This window comes from Sphingomonas sp. GC_Shp_6 (genome assembly GCF_026540835.1).
GTDB lineage: Bacteria > Pseudomonadota > Alphaproteobacteria > Sphingomonadales > Sphingomonadaceae > Sphingomonas.
Window position 1 is genome coordinate 37177 of the sequence record NZ_JALNUO010000012.1, and the last position, 18184, is coordinate 55360.

Annotated in this window: 19 protein-coding genes; 12 read left to right on the top strand and 7 right to left on the bottom strand. The window is 69.5% G+C overall.

From position 1 onward, the window contains the following. Positions 1–10: 10 nt before the first annotated feature. A complete protein-coding gene (locus OXQ95_RS13590) occupies positions 11–193 on the bottom strand; it encodes a CsbD family protein (protein ID WP_267381989.1) in 183 nt (60 codons plus the stop codon). 125 nt (positions 194–318) lie between these two features. On the opposite strand from OXQ95_RS13590, the gene OXQ95_RS13595 reads away from it, so the two are divergent. Beyond that, the gene (locus tag OXQ95_RS13595) at positions 319–1986 is read left to right on the top strand and encodes a formate--tetrahydrofolate ligase (protein ID WP_267381990.1); all 1668 of its coding nucleotides are present in this window, start codon (positions 319–321) and stop codon (positions 1984–1986) included. 19 nt (positions 1987–2005) lie between these two features. On the opposite strand, the gene OXQ95_RS13600 is transcribed toward OXQ95_RS13595, so the two are convergent. Beyond that, positions 2006–3634 carry an OFA family MFS transporter gene (locus OXQ95_RS13600; RefSeq protein WP_267381991.1) on the bottom strand — a complete coding sequence of 543 codons (1629 nt, stop codon included), beginning with the start codon at positions 3632–3634 and terminating at the stop codon, positions 2006–2008. Positions 3635–3752: 118 nt separating this feature from the next. Here OXQ95_RS13600 and OXQ95_RS13605 point away from each other — a divergent pair, with 118 nt between their 5' ends. Both OXQ95_RS13605 and OXQ95_RS13610 read left to right on the top strand, forming a co-directional pair. Continuing rightward, positions 3753–4184, top strand: coding sequence for a DUF1810 domain-containing protein (locus OXQ95_RS13605; RefSeq protein ID WP_267381992.1), 432 nt, complete (start codon positions 3753–3755; stop codon positions 4182–4184). 302 nt (positions 4185–4486) lie between these two features. Next, entirely contained in the window at positions 4487–4867 is a 381-nt protein-coding gene (locus OXQ95_RS13610) for a hypothetical protein (protein ID WP_242097879.1), read from the top strand. A 47-nt stretch (positions 4868–4914) separates the two neighbouring features. On the opposite strand, the gene OXQ95_RS13615 is transcribed toward OXQ95_RS13610, so the two are convergent. Both OXQ95_RS13615 and OXQ95_RS13620 read right to left on the bottom strand, forming a co-directional pair. Then, entirely contained in the window at positions 4915–5430 is a 516-nt protein-coding gene (locus OXQ95_RS13615; protein WP_242097878.1) for a MucR family transcriptional regulator, read from the bottom strand. 169 nt (positions 5431–5599) lie between these two features. Beyond that, entirely contained in the window at positions 5600–7984 is a 2385-nt protein-coding gene (locus OXQ95_RS13620; RefSeq protein ID WP_267381993.1) for a DUF3772 domain-containing protein, read from the bottom strand. A gap of 168 nt (positions 7985–8152) precedes the next feature. On the opposite strand from OXQ95_RS13620, the gene OXQ95_RS13625 reads away from it, so the two are divergent. Next, positions 8153–8701 (top strand): fasciclin domain-containing protein, encoded by a 549-nt coding sequence (locus OXQ95_RS13625; protein WP_242097876.1) that lies wholly within the window; start codon positions 8153–8155, stop codon positions 8699–8701. 43 nt (positions 8702–8744) lie between these two features. Here the strand turns inward: OXQ95_RS13625 and OXQ95_RS13630 are convergent, their stop codons facing one another. Then, positions 8745–9509, bottom strand: coding sequence for a MerR family transcriptional regulator (locus OXQ95_RS13630; RefSeq protein ID WP_267381994.1), 765 nt, complete (start codon positions 9507–9509; stop codon positions 8745–8747). A gap of 49 nt (positions 9510–9558) precedes the next feature. Next, entirely contained in the window at positions 9559–10827 is a 1269-nt protein-coding gene (locus tag OXQ95_RS13635; protein WP_267381995.1) for a NupC/NupG family nucleoside CNT transporter, read from the bottom strand. A 163-nt stretch (positions 10828–10990) separates the two neighbouring features. On the opposite strand from OXQ95_RS13635, the gene OXQ95_RS13640 reads away from it, so the two are divergent. The 6 genes from OXQ95_RS13640 to OXQ95_RS13665 all read left to right on the top strand — a co-directional run bounded on the left by OXQ95_RS13640 (position 10991) and on the right by OXQ95_RS13665 (position 15110). Further along, positions 10991–11665 (top strand): queuosine precursor transporter, encoded by a 675-nt coding sequence (locus OXQ95_RS13640; protein ID WP_267381996.1) that lies wholly within the window; start codon positions 10991–10993, stop codon positions 11663–11665. Between the two features lie 60 nt (positions 11666–11725). After that, positions 11726–12625, top strand: a complete 900-nt coding sequence (gene argB / locus OXQ95_RS13645) for an acetylglutamate kinase (RefSeq protein WP_242097872.1) — start codon at positions 11726–11728, stop codon at positions 12623–12625. 377 nt (positions 12626–13002) lie between these two features. Beyond that, positions 13003–13314, top strand: a complete 312-nt coding sequence (locus tag OXQ95_RS13650) for a YggT family protein (protein WP_242097871.1) — start codon at positions 13003–13005, stop codon at positions 13312–13314. A 4-nt stretch (positions 13315–13318) separates the two neighbouring features. Beyond that, a complete protein-coding gene (locus tag OXQ95_RS13655; RefSeq protein WP_267381997.1) occupies positions 13319–13621 on the top strand; it encodes a DUF167 family protein in 303 nt (100 codons plus the stop codon). Next, on the top strand, positions 13618–14493 hold the full coding sequence (gene folD / locus OXQ95_RS13660) for a bifunctional methylenetetrahydrofolate dehydrogenase/methenyltetrahydrofolate cyclohydrolase FolD (RefSeq protein ID WP_267381998.1): 876 nt from the start codon (positions 13618–13620) through the stop codon (positions 14491–14493). Before OXQ95_RS13655 ends, folD begins: the two co-directional genes overlap by 4 nt. Next, a complete protein-coding gene (locus tag OXQ95_RS13665; RefSeq protein WP_242097868.1) occupies positions 14490–15110 on the top strand; it encodes a MarC family protein in 621 nt (206 codons plus the stop codon). Before folD ends, OXQ95_RS13665 begins: the two co-directional genes overlap by 4 nt. Here the strand turns inward: OXQ95_RS13665 and OXQ95_RS13670 are convergent. Beyond that, positions 15107–16855 carry an AcrB/AcrD/AcrF family protein gene (locus OXQ95_RS13670; RefSeq protein WP_267382035.1) on the bottom strand — a complete coding sequence of 583 codons (1749 nt, stop codon included), beginning with the start codon at positions 16853–16855 and terminating at the stop codon, positions 15107–15109. The two genes, OXQ95_RS13665 and OXQ95_RS13670, sit on opposite strands and share 4 nt — an antisense overlap. A gap of 117 nt (positions 16856–16972) precedes the next feature. Here OXQ95_RS13670 and OXQ95_RS13675 point away from each other — a divergent pair, with 117 nt between their 5' ends. Together OXQ95_RS13675 and OXQ95_RS13680 are read left to right on the top strand one after the other, a co-directional pair. Further along, positions 16973–17422, top strand: a complete 450-nt coding sequence (locus tag OXQ95_RS13675; protein WP_242097866.1) for a GtrA family protein — start codon at positions 16973–16975, stop codon at positions 17420–17422. A 1-nt stretch (position 17423) separates the two neighbouring features. Further along, positions 17424–18152, top strand: a complete 729-nt coding sequence (locus OXQ95_RS13680; protein WP_242097865.1) for a class I SAM-dependent methyltransferase — start codon at positions 17424–17426, stop codon at positions 18150–18152. Positions 18153–18184 lie beyond the last annotated feature (32 nt).

Genomic DNA, 18184 nt, shown 5'->3' on the forward strand with positions numbered 1-18184 from the left:
TGCGCGAAGCTCAGACGTTGTCGCCGAGCGCGCCCTTGACGCTGCCCTTCACGTCCTGACCGGTGCCCTTCAGCTCCTGCGTCTTGCCTTCCGCGACCAGCTTGTCGTTGTCGGTCGCCTTGCCGATCGCTTCCTTGATGTTGCCCGCGATCTTGTTGCCGGCGGCGTCGAGCTTGTCGGTGAATTCACCCATGGCGATATCCTCGTGCGACGGGCTCGATCGGCGAGACCCTCCATGTCGTCGGTCGCTTAACCAGCATCATGACGGCTGGTTCCCGATCCGCTTGATGTCCCCGCGCACGCTGCTACGGGCGCGGCATGAAGAGCGATATCGAGATCTCCCGCGCCGCCACGCTGCTGCCGATCGGGCAGGTGGCCGATCGCATCGGCATCCCCGCCGATGCGATCGAGCCCTATGGCCGTTACAAGGCCAAGCTGGATCTCGCCCGGATCGCGCCGCGAGCCGGGCATCGCGGGCGACTGATCCTCGTCACCGCGATCAACCCGACGCCGGCGGGGGAGGGCAAGACGACCACCTCGGTGGGGCTGGCCGATGCGCTGAACCGCACCGGGCGCCGCGCGGTGCTGGCGCTGCGCGAACCCTCGCTCGGTCCCTGTTTCGGCACCAAGGGCGGCGCGACGGGAGGCGGCCATGCGCAGGTGGTGCCGATGGAGGACATCAACCTTCATTTCACCGGCGACTTTCACGCGATCACCACCGCGCACAACCTGCTCGCCGCCATGCTCGACAACCATGTCCATTGGGGCAACGCGCTTGGCATCGACGTGCGCCGCGTGGTGTGGCGCCGGGTGCTCGATACCAATGACCGGGCGCTGCGCGACATCGTCCAGTCGATCGGCGGCGTCGCCAACGGGTTCCCCCGCGAGTCGGGCTTCGACATCACCGTCGCCTCCGAGGTGATGGCGATCCTGTGCCTGGCGAACGACCTGGCCGATCTGGAGGCGCGGCTGGGGCGGATCATCGTCGCCTATACGCGCGACCGCCGCGCGGTCACCGCGCGCGACCTGAAGGCGGACGGCGCGATGGCGGTGCTGCTGAAGGAGGCGATCAAGCCCAATCTCGTGCAGACGCTGGAGGGCAATCCCGCGCTGATCCATGGCGGCCCGTTCGCCAATATCGCGCATGGCTGCAATTCGGTGATCGCGACGCGCACCGCGCTGGCGCTGGGCGACTATGTGGTGACCGAGGCTGGGTTCGGCGCCGATCTGGGCGCCGAGAAGTTCTTCGACATCAAGTGCCGTCAGGCGGGGTTGCAGCCGAGCGCGACGGTGCTGGTGGCGACCGTCCGCGCGCTCAAGATGAACGGCGGCGTGGCGAAGGCGGATCTGGCGCGCGAGGATGTCGACGCGGTGCGGCGCGGCGTCGTCAACCTCGTCCGGCATCTGGAGAATATCCGCCAGTTCGGCGTGCCCGCCGTCGTGGCGATCAACCATTTCGCGGGCGACAGCGAGGAGGAGATCGCTGTGGTGCGCGAGGCCGCCGCGGCGCATGGTGCGCGCGCGATCCTGTGCCGCCACTGGGCCGATGGCGGGGCGGGTGCGGTCGAGCTCGCAGACGCGGTGGCGGCGCTGGCCGACGCCGATAGCGCGCGGCTCGCGCCGATCTATGACGACGCGCTGCCGCTGGCGGCCAAGATCGAGACGGTGTCGCGGCGCATCTATCACGCGGACGGCGTGGTGATGGAAGCCAAGATCCTGGCGCAGCTCGAGCGGTGGGAAGCCGAGGGCTTCGGCCATCTGCCCGTGTGCATGGCCAAGACGCAGTACAGCTTCTCGGCGGATCCCAGCCTGCTCGGCGCGCCCACCGGGCACCGGATCCCGGTGCGCGAGGTGCGGCTGGCCGCGGGCGCGGGGTTCGTCGTGGCGATCTGCGGCGACCTGATGACGATGCCGGGCCTGCCGCGCGTGCCCGCGGCCGAGCATATCCGGATCGGCGCGGACGGCGAGATCGTCGGGCTCAGCTAGGCGGCGCTGACGCCGCCCGTCAGCGCACGAAGAGCGCGACCGCCTTGGTGGCCGTCATCCACACGCCCCAGGCGAGCGGCACGCACACCACCGCCCAGGCGAGCAGCACGCGCGGCTCCCACCCGTCATGGCCGATCGTGCCCGTGCCGGTCGCGGCGGCGGCCTCGGTCCCGACGGGTCGCGTGGCGGCGAGTTCGTCGGCGGTCATGTGGAAGCGTTCGGCGACCGGGCGCACGAACAGGTTGGCGATGAACCCTGCCACCAGCAACGCGGCGAGCACCCAGTAGATCGGCGGATAGATCGCCGCGCGCGGGGTGCCCGCCGCGATCGCCGAATCGCGCATCCGCGTGACGATCAGCGGCCCGAGCACGCCCGCGGTCGACCAAGCGGTGAGCAGCCGCCCGTGGATCGCGCCGACGAACTGCGTGCCGAACACGTCCGCCAGATAGGCCGGCACGGTCGCGAAGCCGCCGCCATAAAGCGAGGTGGTCACGGCGAAGGTGAGCGCGAACACGAGCAGCGCGCCCGCCGTCGCCGACCAGGGCGCGACCAGACCGTAGAGCAGCGCGCCGAGCGCCAGCATCACCGCATAGGTGGTCTTGCGCCCCAGCCGATCCGAGATCGACGCCCAGAAGAACCGGCCGCCGATGTTGAACAGGCTGATGAAGCCCACAAAGCCGGCGCCGACCGCCGCGGCGGCGGCCTTTTGCGCGGTATCGAAATCGAGGAACGCGACCTGCGGCTGGTGGAACAGCCGGCCGGCGAAGATCTCCTGGATCATCGGCGAGGCCACGCCGATGATCCCGATCGAGGCCGAGACGTTCAGCAGCAGCACCAGCCAGATCAGCCAGAATTGCGGCGTGCGGTGCGCGTTCTTCAGATGCACGTTCCACGGCGAGACGAGCCCGCTGCCCTTGGGCGCGGTCCAGCCCGCGGGCTTCCAGTCGACCGGCGGCACGCGGTAGCCGAGCGCGCCGGCCATCATGAATACGAAATAGAGCGCGGCGAGCGTGAGGAAAGTCTGCCACACGCCCACGCCTCCGGCATTGGCGAAATGCTTCATCAGCAGGTCGGCGAGCGGCGAACCGATCAGCGCGCCGCCGCCGAAGCCCATGATCGCCATGCCCGTCGCCATGCCGCGGCGATCGGGAAACCATTTGATGAGCGTGGAGACGGGCGAGATGTAACCGAGCCCCAGCCCGACCCCGCCGATCACCCCGGTGCCGAGCCACAGCAGCCAGAGCTGGTGGACCGACACGCCGATCGCGCCGATCGCGATGCCGCCCGCCCAGCAGCAGGCGGCGACCACGCCCGCCTTGCGCGGCCCTGCGCGCTCCAGCCAGCCGCCCCACAGGGCGGCGGCGGCGCCGAGCACCACGAAGAACAGGCTGTACGTCCAGGTGAGATCGCTGACCCGCCAATCGCAGGTGGTGGTGGTCAGCGCCTGCAGCAGCGTCATGTCCTTGCAGACGATCGGATCGACGATCCCGATCGCATGGCCGAGCGGCAGCCAGAACACGCTGAAGCCATAGGCCATGCCGATGCACAGATGGATCGCCAGCGCGCAGGGCGGCAGCAGCCACCGGTTATAGCCGGGCGTCGCGACCGTGCGCTCGCGCGCCAGCCAGTCGCCATCGGGTGCCGCCATCGCATCTCTCCTGCCGTGGCGCACGTCCGTCGCATGCCGTGCGGCGCAGGATAGCGAGGACCCGCGGAAGTTCAATGCGTTGTGCGGAGCGCATCGCGCGCTCGTGCATTGCAGCGGGATGACCGACCCGCATGATCTCGATCGCTTCGTCGCCGCCCAGGCGGACGATTACGCCACCGCGCTCGCCGAGATCCGGCGCGGTGCCAAACGCAGCCACTGGATGTGGTATGTCTTTCCGCAGATCGCGGGGCTGGGTTCGAGCGCCATGGCGACGCATTATGCGATCCGCTCGCGCGACGAGGCGGTGGCCTATCTCGATCATCCCGTGCTCGGCGCCCGGCTGCGCGAATGCGTGGCGGCGTTGATGGCCCTGCCCGAGACGACGCCCGCGACGACGGCGGAGCGCGTGTTCGGCCCGGTCGATGCGATGAAGCTGCGATCCTCGCTCACCCTGTTCCGCGAGGCGAGCGGCGAGCCGATCTTCGGCGCGGCGATCGACCGTTGGTTCGGGGGCACCGCCGATGCGGCGACGCTGCGCCGTCTAGGCTAGGGTCGGATCCACCTAAGCCCGTTCGTGCTGAGCTTGTCGAAGCACGGGCTCCGCGCGCCTGGCGTCGCATTCGGTACGGTCACTTCGACGAGCTCAGGGCGAACGGAGAGAAGTAACGTCATCAGACGCTGGGTCCGCCTCGCGCGGATCGCGCTCCCATCATCCCGGTCCCGCCCCCGTCGGGCCGATGATTGCCTTATGTTGCTCTTTGCGCAGATGAATTCCGGGCGGACGCGACCGGGCGGCGCCTGCTGCGTTCGGCGCTCACCGCTGCTTCTGGCGGATATTTCGAGGGATAATCCATGGCGATCAAATTCGCAGCGACGATGAACGCGATCAACCGGGGCCTCGATGCCACCAAGCCCACGAAGGGCGCCGACATGGTGGAAGATTGGGAGACGGCGCTCGCCGATCTCGACGTGCCCGGCTCCAAGGGCATCCTTCGCGACCTGGCCTCGCTGCGCAAGCAGCTCGAAAAGGGCGAGCCGGATGCGGACCGGATCCATGCGCTGCTGCACCGGCTGGGCGAGGCGACCACCAAGATCGCCGATCGCGCCGAGACCTCGCAGGACAAGCTGAAGGCGCTGGGCGCCGCGCTCACCGAAGCCGGCGAACATTCGCCCGATGAAGAGGAAGATGCCGAAGCCGCCGCCAACCCGAAGCGCGCGCGCAAAAAAGCCTGAGCTATCGATGGCGGGCCGCCGGTGACGGCCCGCCATTTTTCTACGGATCAGCCTTCGGCGCCGAGCGCCTTCTTGGCGGCATCGAGCGCGGCCTTGCCGCCCTTGCGCACCGACTTCACCGCGGTTTCGCCGGCCTGCTCCACCTTGGTGCCCGCCTTGCGGCCGAGGCCGATCGACTTGGCCATCGCGCGGCGCGCCTCCGAATAGGTGGCGGCGACCATCGGGTAATCCGCCTTCAGGTTGAAACGCTCGCGATATTGTTCGGGCGTCATGCCGTGCGTCGACAGATGGCGGCGCAGCGTCTTGTACTTCTTGCCGTCGATCATCGAGATGATGTGGTCGGGCGAGGCCAGCGACTTGCGCGCCGAGACGGCGGGCTCGTAGCTCTGCTGCGCGGGCTCTTCGGCGCGCTCTGCGGCGTCGCCCGACAGGCGCGTCACGGCCGCGTGCATCGAGGCGAGAAAGGCGGGCACGTCGTCGGCGGACGTGCGCGTGTTGGGGTTCGCGAGCCAGGCCGCGGTGAGCTCGGCGGCGAGTTCGACGGCATTGGTGGAGTCGGTCATGGAAGATCCTCTTGCAGCACATCACGACCAATCGGTCGTAGCGGTCCTGCCATGACTATTCCGCGGATCGATGCAAGTGCTGATCGATCGCGAAGTCTCGTCCGTGCAATATTTGTTGCGATCCGCCTGCGGCGAACGGCCTCTTGACCGGTTTTGGGACCTTTGTCGGTCAAGTCGCCGTGCCGGGGACGGCGGTGTCGGCGCCATCGGTGGCGGTGACTACGCCGCCCACGAGGTGTAGCTGTTGCGGCGCGGTGCCCAGATCGATCCCGGCCGCGGGTAATTCGGCGAGCAGGCGGAAGAACAATTCGCTGCGCGTGGGATAGACGTCGCGAGGACTGGCCACATAGGCGAAGCTGTTGATGTTCACGCGGCCGTCCGCGATGGAATCGACAAACACGCGGGGATCGGGCTGGTCGAGCACGGCCGACGAATCGGCATACATCGCCAGCAGCATCGCGCGCACCTTGGCGATGTCCGCCTCGATCCCGACCGAGAATTGGAGCTGCACGCGCCCGATCGGATCGGCGAGCGTCATGTTGCGCACCGTTTTGGTGATGAGTTCGGAATTGGGCACGATCAATGTCGAACGGTCGGCGATCTGGATCTCGGTGGCGCGCACGCTGATGCGCTTCACGTCGCCCTCCTGGTCGCCGATGCGGATCAGGTCGCCGATCTTCACCGGCCGTTCGAACAGCAGGATCAGCCCCGAGACGAAATTCTGCGTGATCGCCTGGAGGCCGAAGCCGATCCCGACCGACAGGGCGGAGAGCAGCAGCGCGATCCGCTGCACGCCGATGCCGAGCGAGGCGAGCGCCCATAGCCCGGCGAGGATCAGCCCCAGATAGCGCGCGACCGTCGCGATCGAGTTGCGCGCGCCGGCATCCAGATCGGTGGCGGGCAGATAGCGCTCGGTCAGCCAATGCTGCACCAGCCGCACCACGAACAGCCCGGCGACCAGCACCGCCGCCGCGCGCAGCACCGCGCCCGGCGACAGCGTGAGCGAGCCGATCGTCACGCCGTCGGCCAGCCGCGAGAACTGGTCGAGCAGCGTGTCGACATTGGAGCCGAACGGCCCGGTGACCACCGTCAGCCCCAGCAGTACCAGCGCGAGGCGCAGCGCGGCCGACAGCGCGATGCCCGCCTGGTCGATCAGGCTCGGCCGCACGCCGAAGCCGCGGTGGAGGCCGAGGCCGAGGCGACTCTTGTGCGAGACGAGCCCGGTCGCCAGATCGTCGGCGAGGACGAGCGCGATCCAGAAGGTGGCGATCATCAGCGGCACCCAGAGGAGCAGCGCGCCGAGCAGTGCCGCGAGCGCCACATAGCCGATGAGCAGCGCGACCGCGGCGGCGAGCGTGCCGGTCCATGCGACGAGCGAGGCGAGCGCGGTGCCGGTCTCGCCCGCGCCGTCGTCGACCGCATCGCCGCGCGCGATCGCGCGCAGCCGGACGCGTCCGATCCAGGCGAGCAGACTGGCCACGAGCACGATATGCGCCAGCGCGATCACCGCGCTGATCGCCATGCGCGAGGCGGCGCCGGGCGCGGCGACCGTCCGCCCGGCATCGAGCAGCACGACCGCGAACACCACGGAGGCGGCGATCCAGCTCCACGGCCGCAGCGCCTGCGCGGTATCGTCGGCGATGGGCAGCAGCCGCCATTGCGGCTGGCGGCGCATTAGCAGCGCCGAGCCGAGGCCGCAGATCAGCCCCGCGACCGTCGACGCGCGGGTGAGCGCGTCGCCGAGCGGCACCCAGGCGGGCGCGACCAGCCCCGCGGCGCGCAGCCCCGTCATCGCGCAGGCCGCGGCGATGCCGGGCAGCAGCGCGCCGCTCGCCACGATCCAGGCGGCCTGCCCCGATTTGCGCAGCCGGTTGGAGGGCGCGTGATCGAGCATGATCCGGCGCCCGACTCCGCGCAGCCACAGCCGCAGCGGAAACAGGATCAGCAGCGCCGCCGCCAGCCCCAGCACCGCCGCCCATAGGTCGCCCGGCCGCGCGCCGCCGATCGCATCGCCTTCGACATTGCCGAGCAGCATCAGCCGCTGCGCGTCGCGCGGCCATTCGGCGGCGATCGCGCGCCAGAAATCGGGCGAGAGCGGCGAATGGGTGCGCGTCGAGATCTGCTCGACCAGCCGGTCGGTGGGGCTGGCAGCGGTCTCGGCGAGCAGGCGCGCGGTGTCGGCGTACAGCTTGCGGCCGCGCTCGACGCCCTGGTCGAGCGGCACGCGCTGCTTCTCCAGCCGCGCCCGGTCCACCCGCGCGCGCGGCGTCGCCGCTGCGGGCGCCTTCGCGGGGCCGAGCTGCGCGAGTTCGGTCTGGACCGTGGCGAGCTGCGCCTGGAGGTCGGCGGTGCGCGCGGCGGCGACCTGCGCGACGGCGGCGGCCTCGGCATGGAGCGTGCGCCGGTCGGCGAGGCTGGTGCGTGCGGTGAGCGCGACGTCGATCGCGCGATATTCGCGCGCCGCCGCATCGATCGCCTGCGCGTCGCGGTCGGCGGCCGTCTGCTGGCGGGCGGCGGCAGGCGCGCAGAGCGCCATGAGGAGAAGGGCGAGCATCGGGATCCGCATCGCCGTGCTTTGCGCGCGGCGCCGGCCGGGCTCAAGCGCTTTGCGGGAGGAGCGGGCGGCGGGGGGCGGGACGGGATCGTTTCGGCGCTGCATCCACCCGCCACCTCGCGCCGTATCTCCCGCCGCACCGTGCCGGTGCCAACAGGAGAGACGCTCATGAACCCCATCCGCACTTCGATCGCCGCCATCGCGATCCTGGCCAGCGCCGGCGCGATCGCCGCCCCCAAGGACCCGATGGTCGGCGGTGCCGCCATGTATCCGACCAAGACGATCGTCGAGAACGCCGTCAATTCGAAGGACCACACCACGCTCGTCGCCGCGGTGAAGGCCGCCGGGCTGGTCGACACGCTGTCGGGCCCCGGCCCCTTCACCGTGTTCGCCCCCACCAACGCCGCGTTCGCGAAGCTGCCGGCCGGCACCGTCGACACGCTGGTGAAGCCCGAGAACAAGGCGCAGCTCACCAGCATCCTGACCTATCACGTCGTCCCCGGCCGCATCACCGCCGCCGACATCGCCGCCAAGGCCAAGGCCAACGGCGGCACCGCGACCTACACCACCGTTCAGGGCGAGCCGCTGATGTTCAAAAAGGCGATGGGCCATTGGACGATCATGGACGGCAAGGGCGACACGGGGACGATCACCATCCCCAATGTCTACCAGTCGAACGGCGTGATCCACGTCATCGACACGGTGATGATGCCCTGATCCGCCATCCCTTCCCGGCGCGACCGCCGGGAAGGGGCTCCGGTCACCCGGCCTTGCGCGCCGCACCGACCGAGCGGATGAACTGCCAGACCTCCGACGGGAAGGGCGGCGCCTGTTCGCCCTTCCAGCTGTCGATGCCGTCGTACATCCGCGTGACGCTGCCCGTCATCGCGGGCGTCGCGATCGCGGTAAAGGGGGCAAGAAGCGCCTGCCATTCATCGTAGAGCGCACCCGCCTCCGCCGAGCGCGGATCGAGCGGCAGCGCTGCGGCCATCTTGTCGCTCAGCGCGGCCCATTGCGCCGAATAAGCGGCCTGGTCGAAATCGGCGGGCATCGCCTTTTCCGCTTCGGCGAAGTCGGCCCGCGCCGCGTCGGTCATGTAGCGGTCGGTGACCGCCTTCCAGTTGTTCTCTTCCATCGTGTCGTTTCCCGTTCGGATCAGCGAGCAGAGGGTCGCGACATCGATCGGCTCGCCGCGATCGATGCGGGACTTGACGGTGCGAAGGAGCGTGCCCGCTTCGGCGATCACGGCGGCGCGCGCGTCGATCTCGGCGAGCCGGGCGTCGACGAGGCGGCCGATGTCGACCGTCTTGCCTGCCAGCATCCGCGCGATCTCGGCGAGCGAGAAGCCCGCCAGCTTGAGCGCGACCGCCGCGTTGAGCCGCGCCAGCTCGCCGCGGCCATAGACGCGCCGGCCGGCCGCGGTGCGCAGCGGCGCCACCAGCCCGCGCCCCTCGTAGAAGCGCAGCGCGCGCAGGGTGAGGCCGGTCAGCCGCGCCACCTCGCCGATATCGAGCATCTCCTCCATGGCGAATCGTCTACGCGATGACGCTGCGTCAGGAGCAAGCGCGAAACGCTCAGCCGATCAGCAATCCGGCAAGCGCCGCGCTCATCAGGTTGGCGAGGCTGCCCGCGGCCAGTGCGCGCAGGCCGAGCCTGGCGATCGTCGGGCGCTGATTGGGGGCGAGGCTGCCCGTCACCGCCATCTGGATCGCGATCGACGAGAAATTGGCGAAGCCGCACAGCGCGAAGGTGACCACCGCGATCGTACGCGGCGACAGATGGCCTTGTTGGGTGCCGAGCGAGATATAGGCGACGAACTCGTTCAGCACGATCTTCTGCCCGAACAGCCCGCCCGCGATCCCCGCTTCGGACCAGGGCACGTTCAGGAGGAACATGACGGGCGCGAAGACATAGCCGAGCAGCGCCTGGAAGCTGAGCCCCGGCAACCCCACGAGATTGCCGATCCCGCCGAGCAAGCCGTTGGCCAGCGCCACCAGCGCCACGAAGGCCAGCACCATCGCGCCGACCGCGACCGCCAGCTTTACGCCGGTCTGCGCGCCCTGCGCCGCCGCCATGATGAGGTTGGCGGGCTTTTCCTCGTCATGGCTGGCCTGCGGCAGCGGCTCGCCCGCGATCGCCTCGCCGGGAATGTCGCCCAGCGGCAGTTCGCCCGGCGGCGGGGTGACGCCGTCGGGCATGATGATCTTGGCCATCAGGATTCCGCCGGGCGCCGCCATGAAGCTGGCGGCGAGCAGATATTCGATACGGATGCCCATCGAGGCATAGGCGGCGAGGATCGTGCCTGCCACGCCCGCCATCCCGCTCGTCATGACGGTGAAGAGCTGCGCGGGGGTGAGTGCGGCCAGATAGGGGCGGATCACCAAAGGCGATTCGCTCTGCCCGACGAAGATGTTCGCCGCCGCGCACAGCGATTCCACCTTCGACACGCCGATCAGTTTCTCGATGCCGCCGCCGATCCAGCGCACGACCAGCTGCATGATGCCCAGATGATAGAGGATCGAGACGAGGCTGGCGAAGAAGATGATGACGGGCAGCGCCGCGATCGCGAAGCTGTGGCCGCCGATCGCGGGCGAGGCGAGGGGGCCGAACAGGAAATCGGTGCCGGCCTTGGCATAGCCGAGCAGGTCCGCCACGCCGCCCGACAGGAACGACAGCACCGCCTGGCCGCCGCGGCTGTAGAGCACCAGCACCGCGATCCCCGCCTGGAGCGCGAAGGCGCTGCCGACGACGCGCAGCCGGATCGCGCGGCGGTCGGTCGAGAGCAGGACGGCGATACCGAGGATCACCGCGATGCCGGCCAGGCCGATCAGGATGCGATTCACGCGCGGGCGATCCCGTGGACGATGGTGGTGTTGACGCGCATGAGCCCCTTTCCCCGGACGCGCGGGTACGGCCCGCGACATCCCCTGGCGCCGGGTATGGCGCCAAATCCGTTGAGAGGACAGCCGATTGTGCGTGAGCGCCCGGCGCGCTAGCACCGCAGCGATGGACAGACCCGCCCCCGCCATCCCGCGTTCGCTCTTCGCGCTCTCGATCTTCTATGGCGGCATGGTGTGCATCGCCGGCGTGCTGGGCAACAAGCAGGTGGCGCTGGGGCCGCTCTCGGCGCTCGGCCCCATGCTCGGCTTGGGGCCGCTGGCGATCGAGGCGGGGATCTTCGCCTTTCTGCTGCTCGTCGCGGTGTCGAGCGCGGTGGCCGAGTTGCACGGGCGTACAGTCGCGAACCGGCTGGTGCGTTTCGGCTTCGTGCCGTTGATCGTGTCGATCCTGCTCTCGCTGATCGTCCTCGCGCTGCCGGCGTCGGGCGACATGATGCCGGCACGGCGCGACGCGTTCGCGCTGATGATGGGCGGCACGCCGCGGATCTGGGTCGGCGGCATCATTTCCTACGGCATTTCGCAGACGCTGAACGTCTCGGTCTTCTCCTGGCTGAAGGGGCGCGAGGGCGCGCCGCTCCTGTGGCTGCGCGCGGCGATCGCGGGGGTGCTGAGCCAGGTGGTCGACACGCTGCTGTTCGTCAGCATCGCGTTCCTGGGCGTGTTTCCGATCCGCGAGCTGCTGATCGGGCAGATGATCGTGAAGGTGATCCTGTCCGCGGTCATCGTGCCGCTGTTGATCTATCTGTTCGTCACGATCGGGCGGCGGCTGGATCGCGCCTGAGCCGCGCGGCCGGGGCCGGGCGTCTTTCACTCCCCCGGCGCAGCCGCTAAGGCCCCGCGCATGACCGACTATACCCCGAATGCGGACCTGCTCGCCAAGGCGCATACGCTGACCGAGGCGCTGCCCTATCTCCAGCGTTATGCCGGCGAGACGTTCGTCATCAAATATGGCGGCCATGCGATGGGCTCGCCCGCGCTGCAGCGCAGCTTCGCCAACGACATGGTGCTGCTGAAGGCGGTGGGGATCAACCCCGTCGTGGTGCATGGCGGCGGCCCGCAGATCGGATCGATGCTGAAGCGGCTGGGCGTCGAATCGCGCTTCGTCGACGGGCTGCGCGTCACCGATGCCGAGACCGCGCATATCGCCGAAATGGTGCTGGCCGGATCGATCAACAAGGAAATCGTCGGCTGGATCGGCCAGGCGGGCGGTCGTGCGGTCGGCATCTCGGGCAAGGATGCCAGCTTCGTGCGCGCCCGCAAGGTGGGCCGCGACAGCCCCGACGAACGCCAGGGGATCGAGCGCCATGTCGATCTGGGCTTCGTCGGCGAGCCCGTCGCGGTCGACCGGCGGATCATCGACACGCTGTGCGACGCCGGGATCATCCCCGTCGTGGCGCCGATCGCGATCGGCGACGACGGCCATACCTACAACATCAACGCCGATACCATGGCGGGTGCGATCGCGGCGCATCTGGGCGCACGCCGGTTCTTCCTGCTGACCGACGTGGCCGGCGTGCTCGACAAGCAGGGCGAGTTGCTGACCGACCTGAAGCCCGCCGACGTGGTGCGGCTGCGCGGCGACGGCACGATCACCGGCGGCATGATCCCCAAGCTGGAGACGTGCGTCGCCGCGGTGCAGGCGGGCGTGCGCGCCGCGGTGATCCTCGACGGGCGCGTGCCGCATGCCGTGCTGCTCGAGATCTTCACCTCGGCGGGCGCGGGCACGCTGGTGCGGTGCTAGGCTGAGCGTGGCGTAGCGAAGATCGGTTCACGCGAGGCCCGGAGGCGCGGAGAAGAAGAGTTTCGCGCTAAGCCGCGAAGACGCGAAGATGTTTCGTGCGCGGCAGCGCACCGGTATCCTGGCATGGGGATGAAGGGCCGCTGGCGCGGCCGGCCCTTCTTCTCCGCGCCTCCGCGCCTCCGCGTGAACCCATTTGCGCGAAGGCTGCAGGCGCCGCCGGGCGCGCCCTCTTCCCGTCTTGGCGTCTTCGCGCGAACGATCTTCTGCCCCTTCGAAGCCTGGTCCGTCGGTGCGGACGTCGATCGAGCCATTGACCTCTGGCACGCCATGGCTTCATCGCCTATCTGCACCCCGTCCGCTGCTGGGAGGCTTTCGCGTTGATCCTGTTGCTTCAGATCGTTCAAATCCTGCTCGATGTCGTGTGGTGGATCATCATCGTGCAGGCGATCCTGTCGTGGCTGATCGCGTTCAACGTCATCAACACCTCCAACGATTTCGTCCGTTCGGTGTGGACCGCGCTCCAGCGGATGACCGAGCCGCTCTATCGCCCGATCCGGCGCATCCTGCCCGATTTCGGCGCGCTCGACCTGTCGCCGATGGTGGTGCTGATCGCGATCATCATTCTCGACAAGATCGTCCAGGCGGCGATCGTGCAGCAGATGTACGGCGGCGCGGTGGTGGCGGGCTGACCGCATGCCGGCTTGGGCGGAAACGCCGGCCGGGCTGACGATCGCGGTACGGGTGACGCCGCGCGGCGGGCGCGATGCGCTGACGCCCGGCACGGCGGAGCATTTTGCCGCGCGGCTGGCCGCGGCGCCGGTGGAGGGCGCGGCCAATGCCGCGCTGCTCGCGCTGGTCGCCCGGGTGTTCGGCGTGGCGAAGCGCGACGTGACGCTGATCGGCGGGCAAACCGCGCGGCTGAAGCGGATCGCCATCGCCGGCGACGCGGCGCTGCTGGCGCGAATCGCCGCCGGCCTCTATGCCGCCACCCCATGAACGCCACGATCATCGATGGAAAAGCCTTTGCCGCTGGCTTCCGCTCGCGCGTCGCGGAGCAGGTCGCGGTCTTCGCCGAACGGGCGGGGCGCAGGCCCGGCCTCGCGGTCGTGCTAGTGGGCGAGGACGCCGCGTCCGCGGTCTATGTGCGCGCCAAGGGCAAGGCGACCGAAGCGGCGGGGATGACGGGCATCGAGCATCGCCTGCCTGCCGACACGACCGAGGCCGCGCTGCTCGCGCTGGTCGCCACGCTCAACGCCGATCCGGCGGTGGACGGCATCCTCGTCCAGTTGCCGCTGCCCGCCCATATCGACGAGACCGCGGTGATCCTCGCGATCGATCCCGACAAGGATGTCGACGGCTTCCATCCGGTCAACGCCGGGCGGCTGGCGACCGGGTTGCCGGGCTTCGTGCCGTGCACGCCGCTCGGCTGCCTGATGCTGCTGCGCGACGCGCTGGGCGATCTGGCCGGCAAGGACGCGGTGGTGATCGGCCGGTCGAACATCGTCGGCAAGCCGATGGCCGCGCTGCTGACCGCGGCGAGCTGCACCGTGACGCTGGCGCACAGCCGCACGCGCGATCTGCCCGCGGTGGTCGGCCGCGCGGATATCGTGGTGGCGGCGGTGGGCCGCGCGGCGATGGTGTTGGGCGACTGGCTGAAACCGGGCGCGACCGTGATCGACGTAGGCATCAATCGCACCGCCGACGGGCTGGTGGGCGACGTGGATTTCGCCGGCGCCTTGTCGGTGGCGGGCGCGATCACGCCGGTGCCGGGGGGCGTCGGGCCGATGACGATCGCGGTGCTGCTGCGCAACACGCTCGTCTCCGCCGGCCGGCGCGAAGGCGTGGCGATCGACGAGGGCGCGCTGTGATCGAGCTGTTCGTCTCGTCCTTCATCACCTTCTTCGTGGTGATCGATCCGCCCGGCTGCGCGCCGATCTATGCCGGGCTGTCGGCGGCGGCCGGCCCCGCGCAGAAACGCGCGATGGCGATCCGCGCGGTGGGCGTGGCGGCGGCGATCCTGTTCGTCTTCGCGCTGTTCGGCGAGGCGCTGCTGAAGGGGCTGGGGATCAGCCTGGCGAGCTTCCGCATCGCGGGCGGCATCATGCTGTTCCTCATCGCGCTCGAGATGGTGTTCGAAAAGCGCACCCAGCGCCGCGAGGATCGCGCCGCCAAGGTGGCGCACGATCCCGAGGCGGACGATGTCTCGATCTTTCCGATGGCGATGCCGATGATCGCCGGGCCGGGTTCGATCGCGAGCGTGATGCTGCTGATGTCCCGCAACGACGGGCTGGAGCGCAGCCTGGTCGTGTTGGGCGCGATGGCGTCTATCCTGCTGCTGACGCTGATCGCGCTGCTGGCGGCGGGCCCGATCATGCGGATTCTGGGTGCGAAGATCGAGGCGGTCATCACCCGCCTGCTCGGCGTGCTGCTGGCCGCGCTTGCCGTCCAGTTCGTGCTGGACGGGCTGTCGGTGGTGCTGCGCTAGTCGATCCGGAACAGCCGTAGCGGATCGCCGCGCGGCAGCGGCAGCGGGGTGAGCCAGGCGAAGCGCTTGCCGTGCGCCATCTGGTCGTAGAAGCGGCCGGGATAGCGCGCGCGGTAGATCGTCGCCTCCGCCATGTTGGGGCAGAGCAGCAGCAACGTCGCACCGTGGCGCTTCATGATCGCATGCGCCAGCGCGGGCGATCCGCCGAACGCGTGCTGCACGTCGAGGATCGCGTCGCCATTCCGGTGATAGGGGCCCGCCACCGCGTCGTGATGCGTGATCGTGATGATCCGCGGCCCCAGATCGATGAAGCTGAACACGGTCTGCGCCGGATAATGGTTGAGCGGGCGCAGCACCGTCGTGCGCACGCAATTGCCCGAGGCGTGGTTGACGCGGGCGGTATAGGCACTCGGCTTGCCGACGGGCAGATAGGGCAGCACCAGCCCGGCGAAGAAGGACGAGGCGACCACCACCACCGCGGCCGGCGCCAGCACGCGCACCGCCATCGACGTGTGATCGAGCAGCCGCGGCAGGAACGCCCAGACGAGCGCCACCGCGCCCGGCACCGCGAGCAGCTGCGCACCGGGGCCCGCGCGCGCCTGCCACAGCAGCATCAGGCAGGCAAAGCCGGTGAACAGCGCGACCGCCGCCCAGCCGATCGCATTGGCGGCGCGGCGCGCGCGCCACGCGGCGAACACCGCGCCGATCAGCCCGATCACCGGAAACACCGCGATCGCAAAGGCGAGGCGGAAGGGATGCTGGTAGATCGGCTTGGCTTCGCGGACGTTGTTCAGCCAGTTCTTCGCCAGTTCGGGCGAGACCTGTTCGGGGCGGCCGAGGCATTGCGGGAAGAAATGCGCGAAGCCCACGCCGATCAGCACCGCGCTGACCGCCGCCAGCCCCAGCCGCACGCCCGCCGAGCGCGGCGACGCGAGCGCCAGCGCAAACAGCAGCACGCCGGCCGCGATCATCACCGACAGCCACACCGGCGTCAGCGCGTCGCAGCGCATCACGCGATTGGCATAGGAGGCAAAGGCGACGAAGCCGAAGGTGCTGCCGCCGCCCAGCGCCAGCGCATAGACCATCAGCCGCGGCGCCTCCGCCCGGTCACGGATCCAGCGCAGCGCGATGATCGCGCCCGCCATCGCGGCGAAGGGCAGCATCTCCAGACCGATCGCCAGGCTGACCGCGCTCGCCAAGCCCACTGTCAGCCCGCCGCGGCGCATCGCGGGATCGCACAGCCCCGCCACCGTCAGCGACAGCATCGCTAGCTGCCAGCCATGATGGTCGATCCGTTCGGGCATGAACATCAGCATCGTCGCCGAGGTGCCGAGCAGGAAGACGAGCGCCAGCGGCCAGGCATAGGGGCTCACCAGCCGCCGCACCGTCGCCCCCACGCCCAGCATCGCGACCGACAGCGGCAGCAGCGGCGCCAGGCCGCAGGCGAGTCGCTCCGCCCAGGCGGCGCTTGTGAACAGGCGGAAGAACAGGATCAGCCCGGCGATCGGCAGATCGACGATGCGGCTCCAATGGATGTCGAACCCGCCGGGCGGGTTCATGCGGTATTGGCGCAGGTCGTACCAATCCTGCCCCGCCATCCAGGCGCGCACCTGCATCAGGCGCATATTGTCGTCGGTGTCGCCCAGCGACCACCAGCGGATCTGGTTCCAGTCGGACCACAGATACCAGGCGGTGACGGCCGCCCAGACGAGCAGCGTGAGCGCCATCCAGCGGCGATCGAGCATCCGGCGCAAGCGTGCGCCCGTATCGTCGTTCAAACGCATCATCCCATCAGGACCGTTTCCGGTTCCACTCCCGCGGAGATGGCCTTAGGGCGGTGACGGTTTTCAGGGAAGAGCGGCGTGTCGGGCTTGGCGAGGCGGTTGGATCACTGGCGGGCGAGCGGCATGCTGGCGCAGCTCGTCCGCTTCGGGATCGCGGGCGGGCTGTCGACGCTGGTGTTCGGCGTCATCTACTGGCCGCTCGCCACCTATGGCCACGAACTCGCCGATATCGGAGGACGGGCCGCCTGGCCCGTGGTGGCCAATATCCTCGGCTATATGGGGGCGATGGTCTCGGGCTATTTCCTGCACAGCCGGTGGAGCTTCCAGGGGCATGGCGAACGCGACGATTTCGCACGGACCGGCGGCCGGTTCTTCGCGGTCAGCCTGGTCAGCTTCGGCCTGAACACCGCGTTCGTCGCGATCCTCACCGGGCCGCTGCACGGGGCCACCTGGTGGCCGCTGGTGCCGATCGTGTGCGTCACCCCGCTCATCACCTTCGCCCTCAACCGTTTCTGGGTATTCGCCTGATATGGACCGTATCGTCTACGACCGCATGGCCGCGCATGATTCGACGCATTGGTGGTATCGCGCGCGCCGCGACATCCTGGCGGATTATCTGACGCGCTATGCCGCGCTGCCGGCGGAGGCGCGCATCCTGGAGATCGGGTGCGGCACCGGGCACAATCTGCCGATGCTGGGCACGTTCGGCACGGTCGACGCGATCGAGATCGATCCCGCCGCACGGGCGATCGCCAGCGAGCGGCTGGGCAAGCCGGTCGGCGACGCGCCGCTCCCGGCGCTGACCGGGGTGGAACGCGGCGCCTATGATCTGGTCGCGGTGCTCGACGTGGTGGAGCATATCGAAGACGACGTGGCCGCGCTCGCCGCGATGGCGACCTGCCTGAAGCCCGGCGGCAAGATCCTGATCGCGGTGCCCGCGCACCAGTGGATGTGGAGCGCGCACGACGTGGTGAACCACCATCACCGCCGCTATTCCCGCGCGACGCTTTCCGCCGCCATCGTGCGTGCGGGGCTGACGCCGACGCGGCTGACCTATTTCAACTCGCTGCTGTTTCCGCTCGCCGCCGCCGCGCGCATCGTGGGACGGCTGCTGCACCGCGACGACAGCGACGATTCGCCCCCGCCCAAGGCGGTGAACGCGCTGTTCGAGCGGATCTTCCGGCTCGAGCGCCATGCCGTCGGCCGGGTGCCGATGACGCCCGGCCTATCGATCGTCACGCTGGCGGTGCCGGGATAAAGGCGGATACGCTCGGGGCCACCGCCGTTCGC

Bases quoted from the DNA above. Each gene is read 5' to 3' on its own strand.
- argB (WP_242097872.1), top strand. From the start codon at position 11,726: ATGACCGACTATACCCCGAATGCGGACCTGCTCGCCAAGGCGCATACG.
- OXQ95_RS13595 (WP_267381990.1), top strand. From the start codon at position 319: ATGAAGAGCGATATCGAGATCTCCCGCGCCGCCACGCTGCTGCCGATC.
- OXQ95_RS13605 (WP_267381992.1), top strand. From the start codon at position 3,753: ATGACCGACCCGCATGATCTCGATCGCTTCGTCGCCGCCCAGGCGGAC.
- OXQ95_RS13680 (WP_242097865.1), top strand. From the start codon at position 17,424: ATGGACCGTATCGTCTACGACCGCATGGCCGCGCATGATTCGACGCAT.
- OXQ95_RS13620 (WP_267381993.1), bottom strand. From the start codon at position 7,984: ATGCTCGCCCTTCTCCTCATGGCGCTCTGCGCGCCTGCCGCCGCCCGC.
- OXQ95_RS13630 (WP_267381994.1), bottom strand. From the start codon at position 9,509: ATGGAGGAGATGCTCGATATCGGCGAGGTGGCGCGGCTGACCGGCCTC.
- folD (WP_267381998.1), top strand. From the start codon at position 13,618: ATGAACGCCACGATCATCGATGGAAAAGCCTTTGCCGCTGGCTTCCGC.
- OXQ95_RS13670 (WP_267382035.1), bottom strand. From the start codon at position 16,855: ATGCTCGATCGCCGCTGGATGGCGCTCACGCTGCTCGTCTGGGCGGCC.
- OXQ95_RS13610 (WP_242097879.1), top strand. From the start codon at position 4,487: ATGGCGATCAAATTCGCAGCGACGATGAACGCGATCAACCGGGGCCTC.
- OXQ95_RS13600 (WP_267381991.1), bottom strand. From the start codon at position 3,634: ATGGCGGCACCCGATGGCGACTGGCTGGCGCGCGAGCGCACGGTCGCG.
- OXQ95_RS13640 (WP_267381996.1), top strand. From the start codon at position 10,991: ATGGACAGACCCGCCCCCGCCATCCCGCGTTCGCTCTTCGCGCTCTCG.
- OXQ95_RS13655 (WP_267381997.1), top strand. From the start codon at position 13,319: ATGCCGGCTTGGGCGGAAACGCCGGCCGGGCTGACGATCGCGGTACGG.
- OXQ95_RS13615 (WP_242097878.1), bottom strand. From the start codon at position 5,430: ATGACCGACTCCACCAATGCCGTCGAACTCGCCGCCGAGCTCACCGCG.
- OXQ95_RS13590 (WP_267381989.1), bottom strand. From the start codon at position 193: ATGGGTGAATTCACCGACAAGCTCGACGCCGCCGGCAACAAGATCGCG.
- OXQ95_RS13625 (WP_242097876.1), top strand. From the start codon at position 8,153: ATGAACCCCATCCGCACTTCGATCGCCGCCATCGCGATCCTGGCCAGC.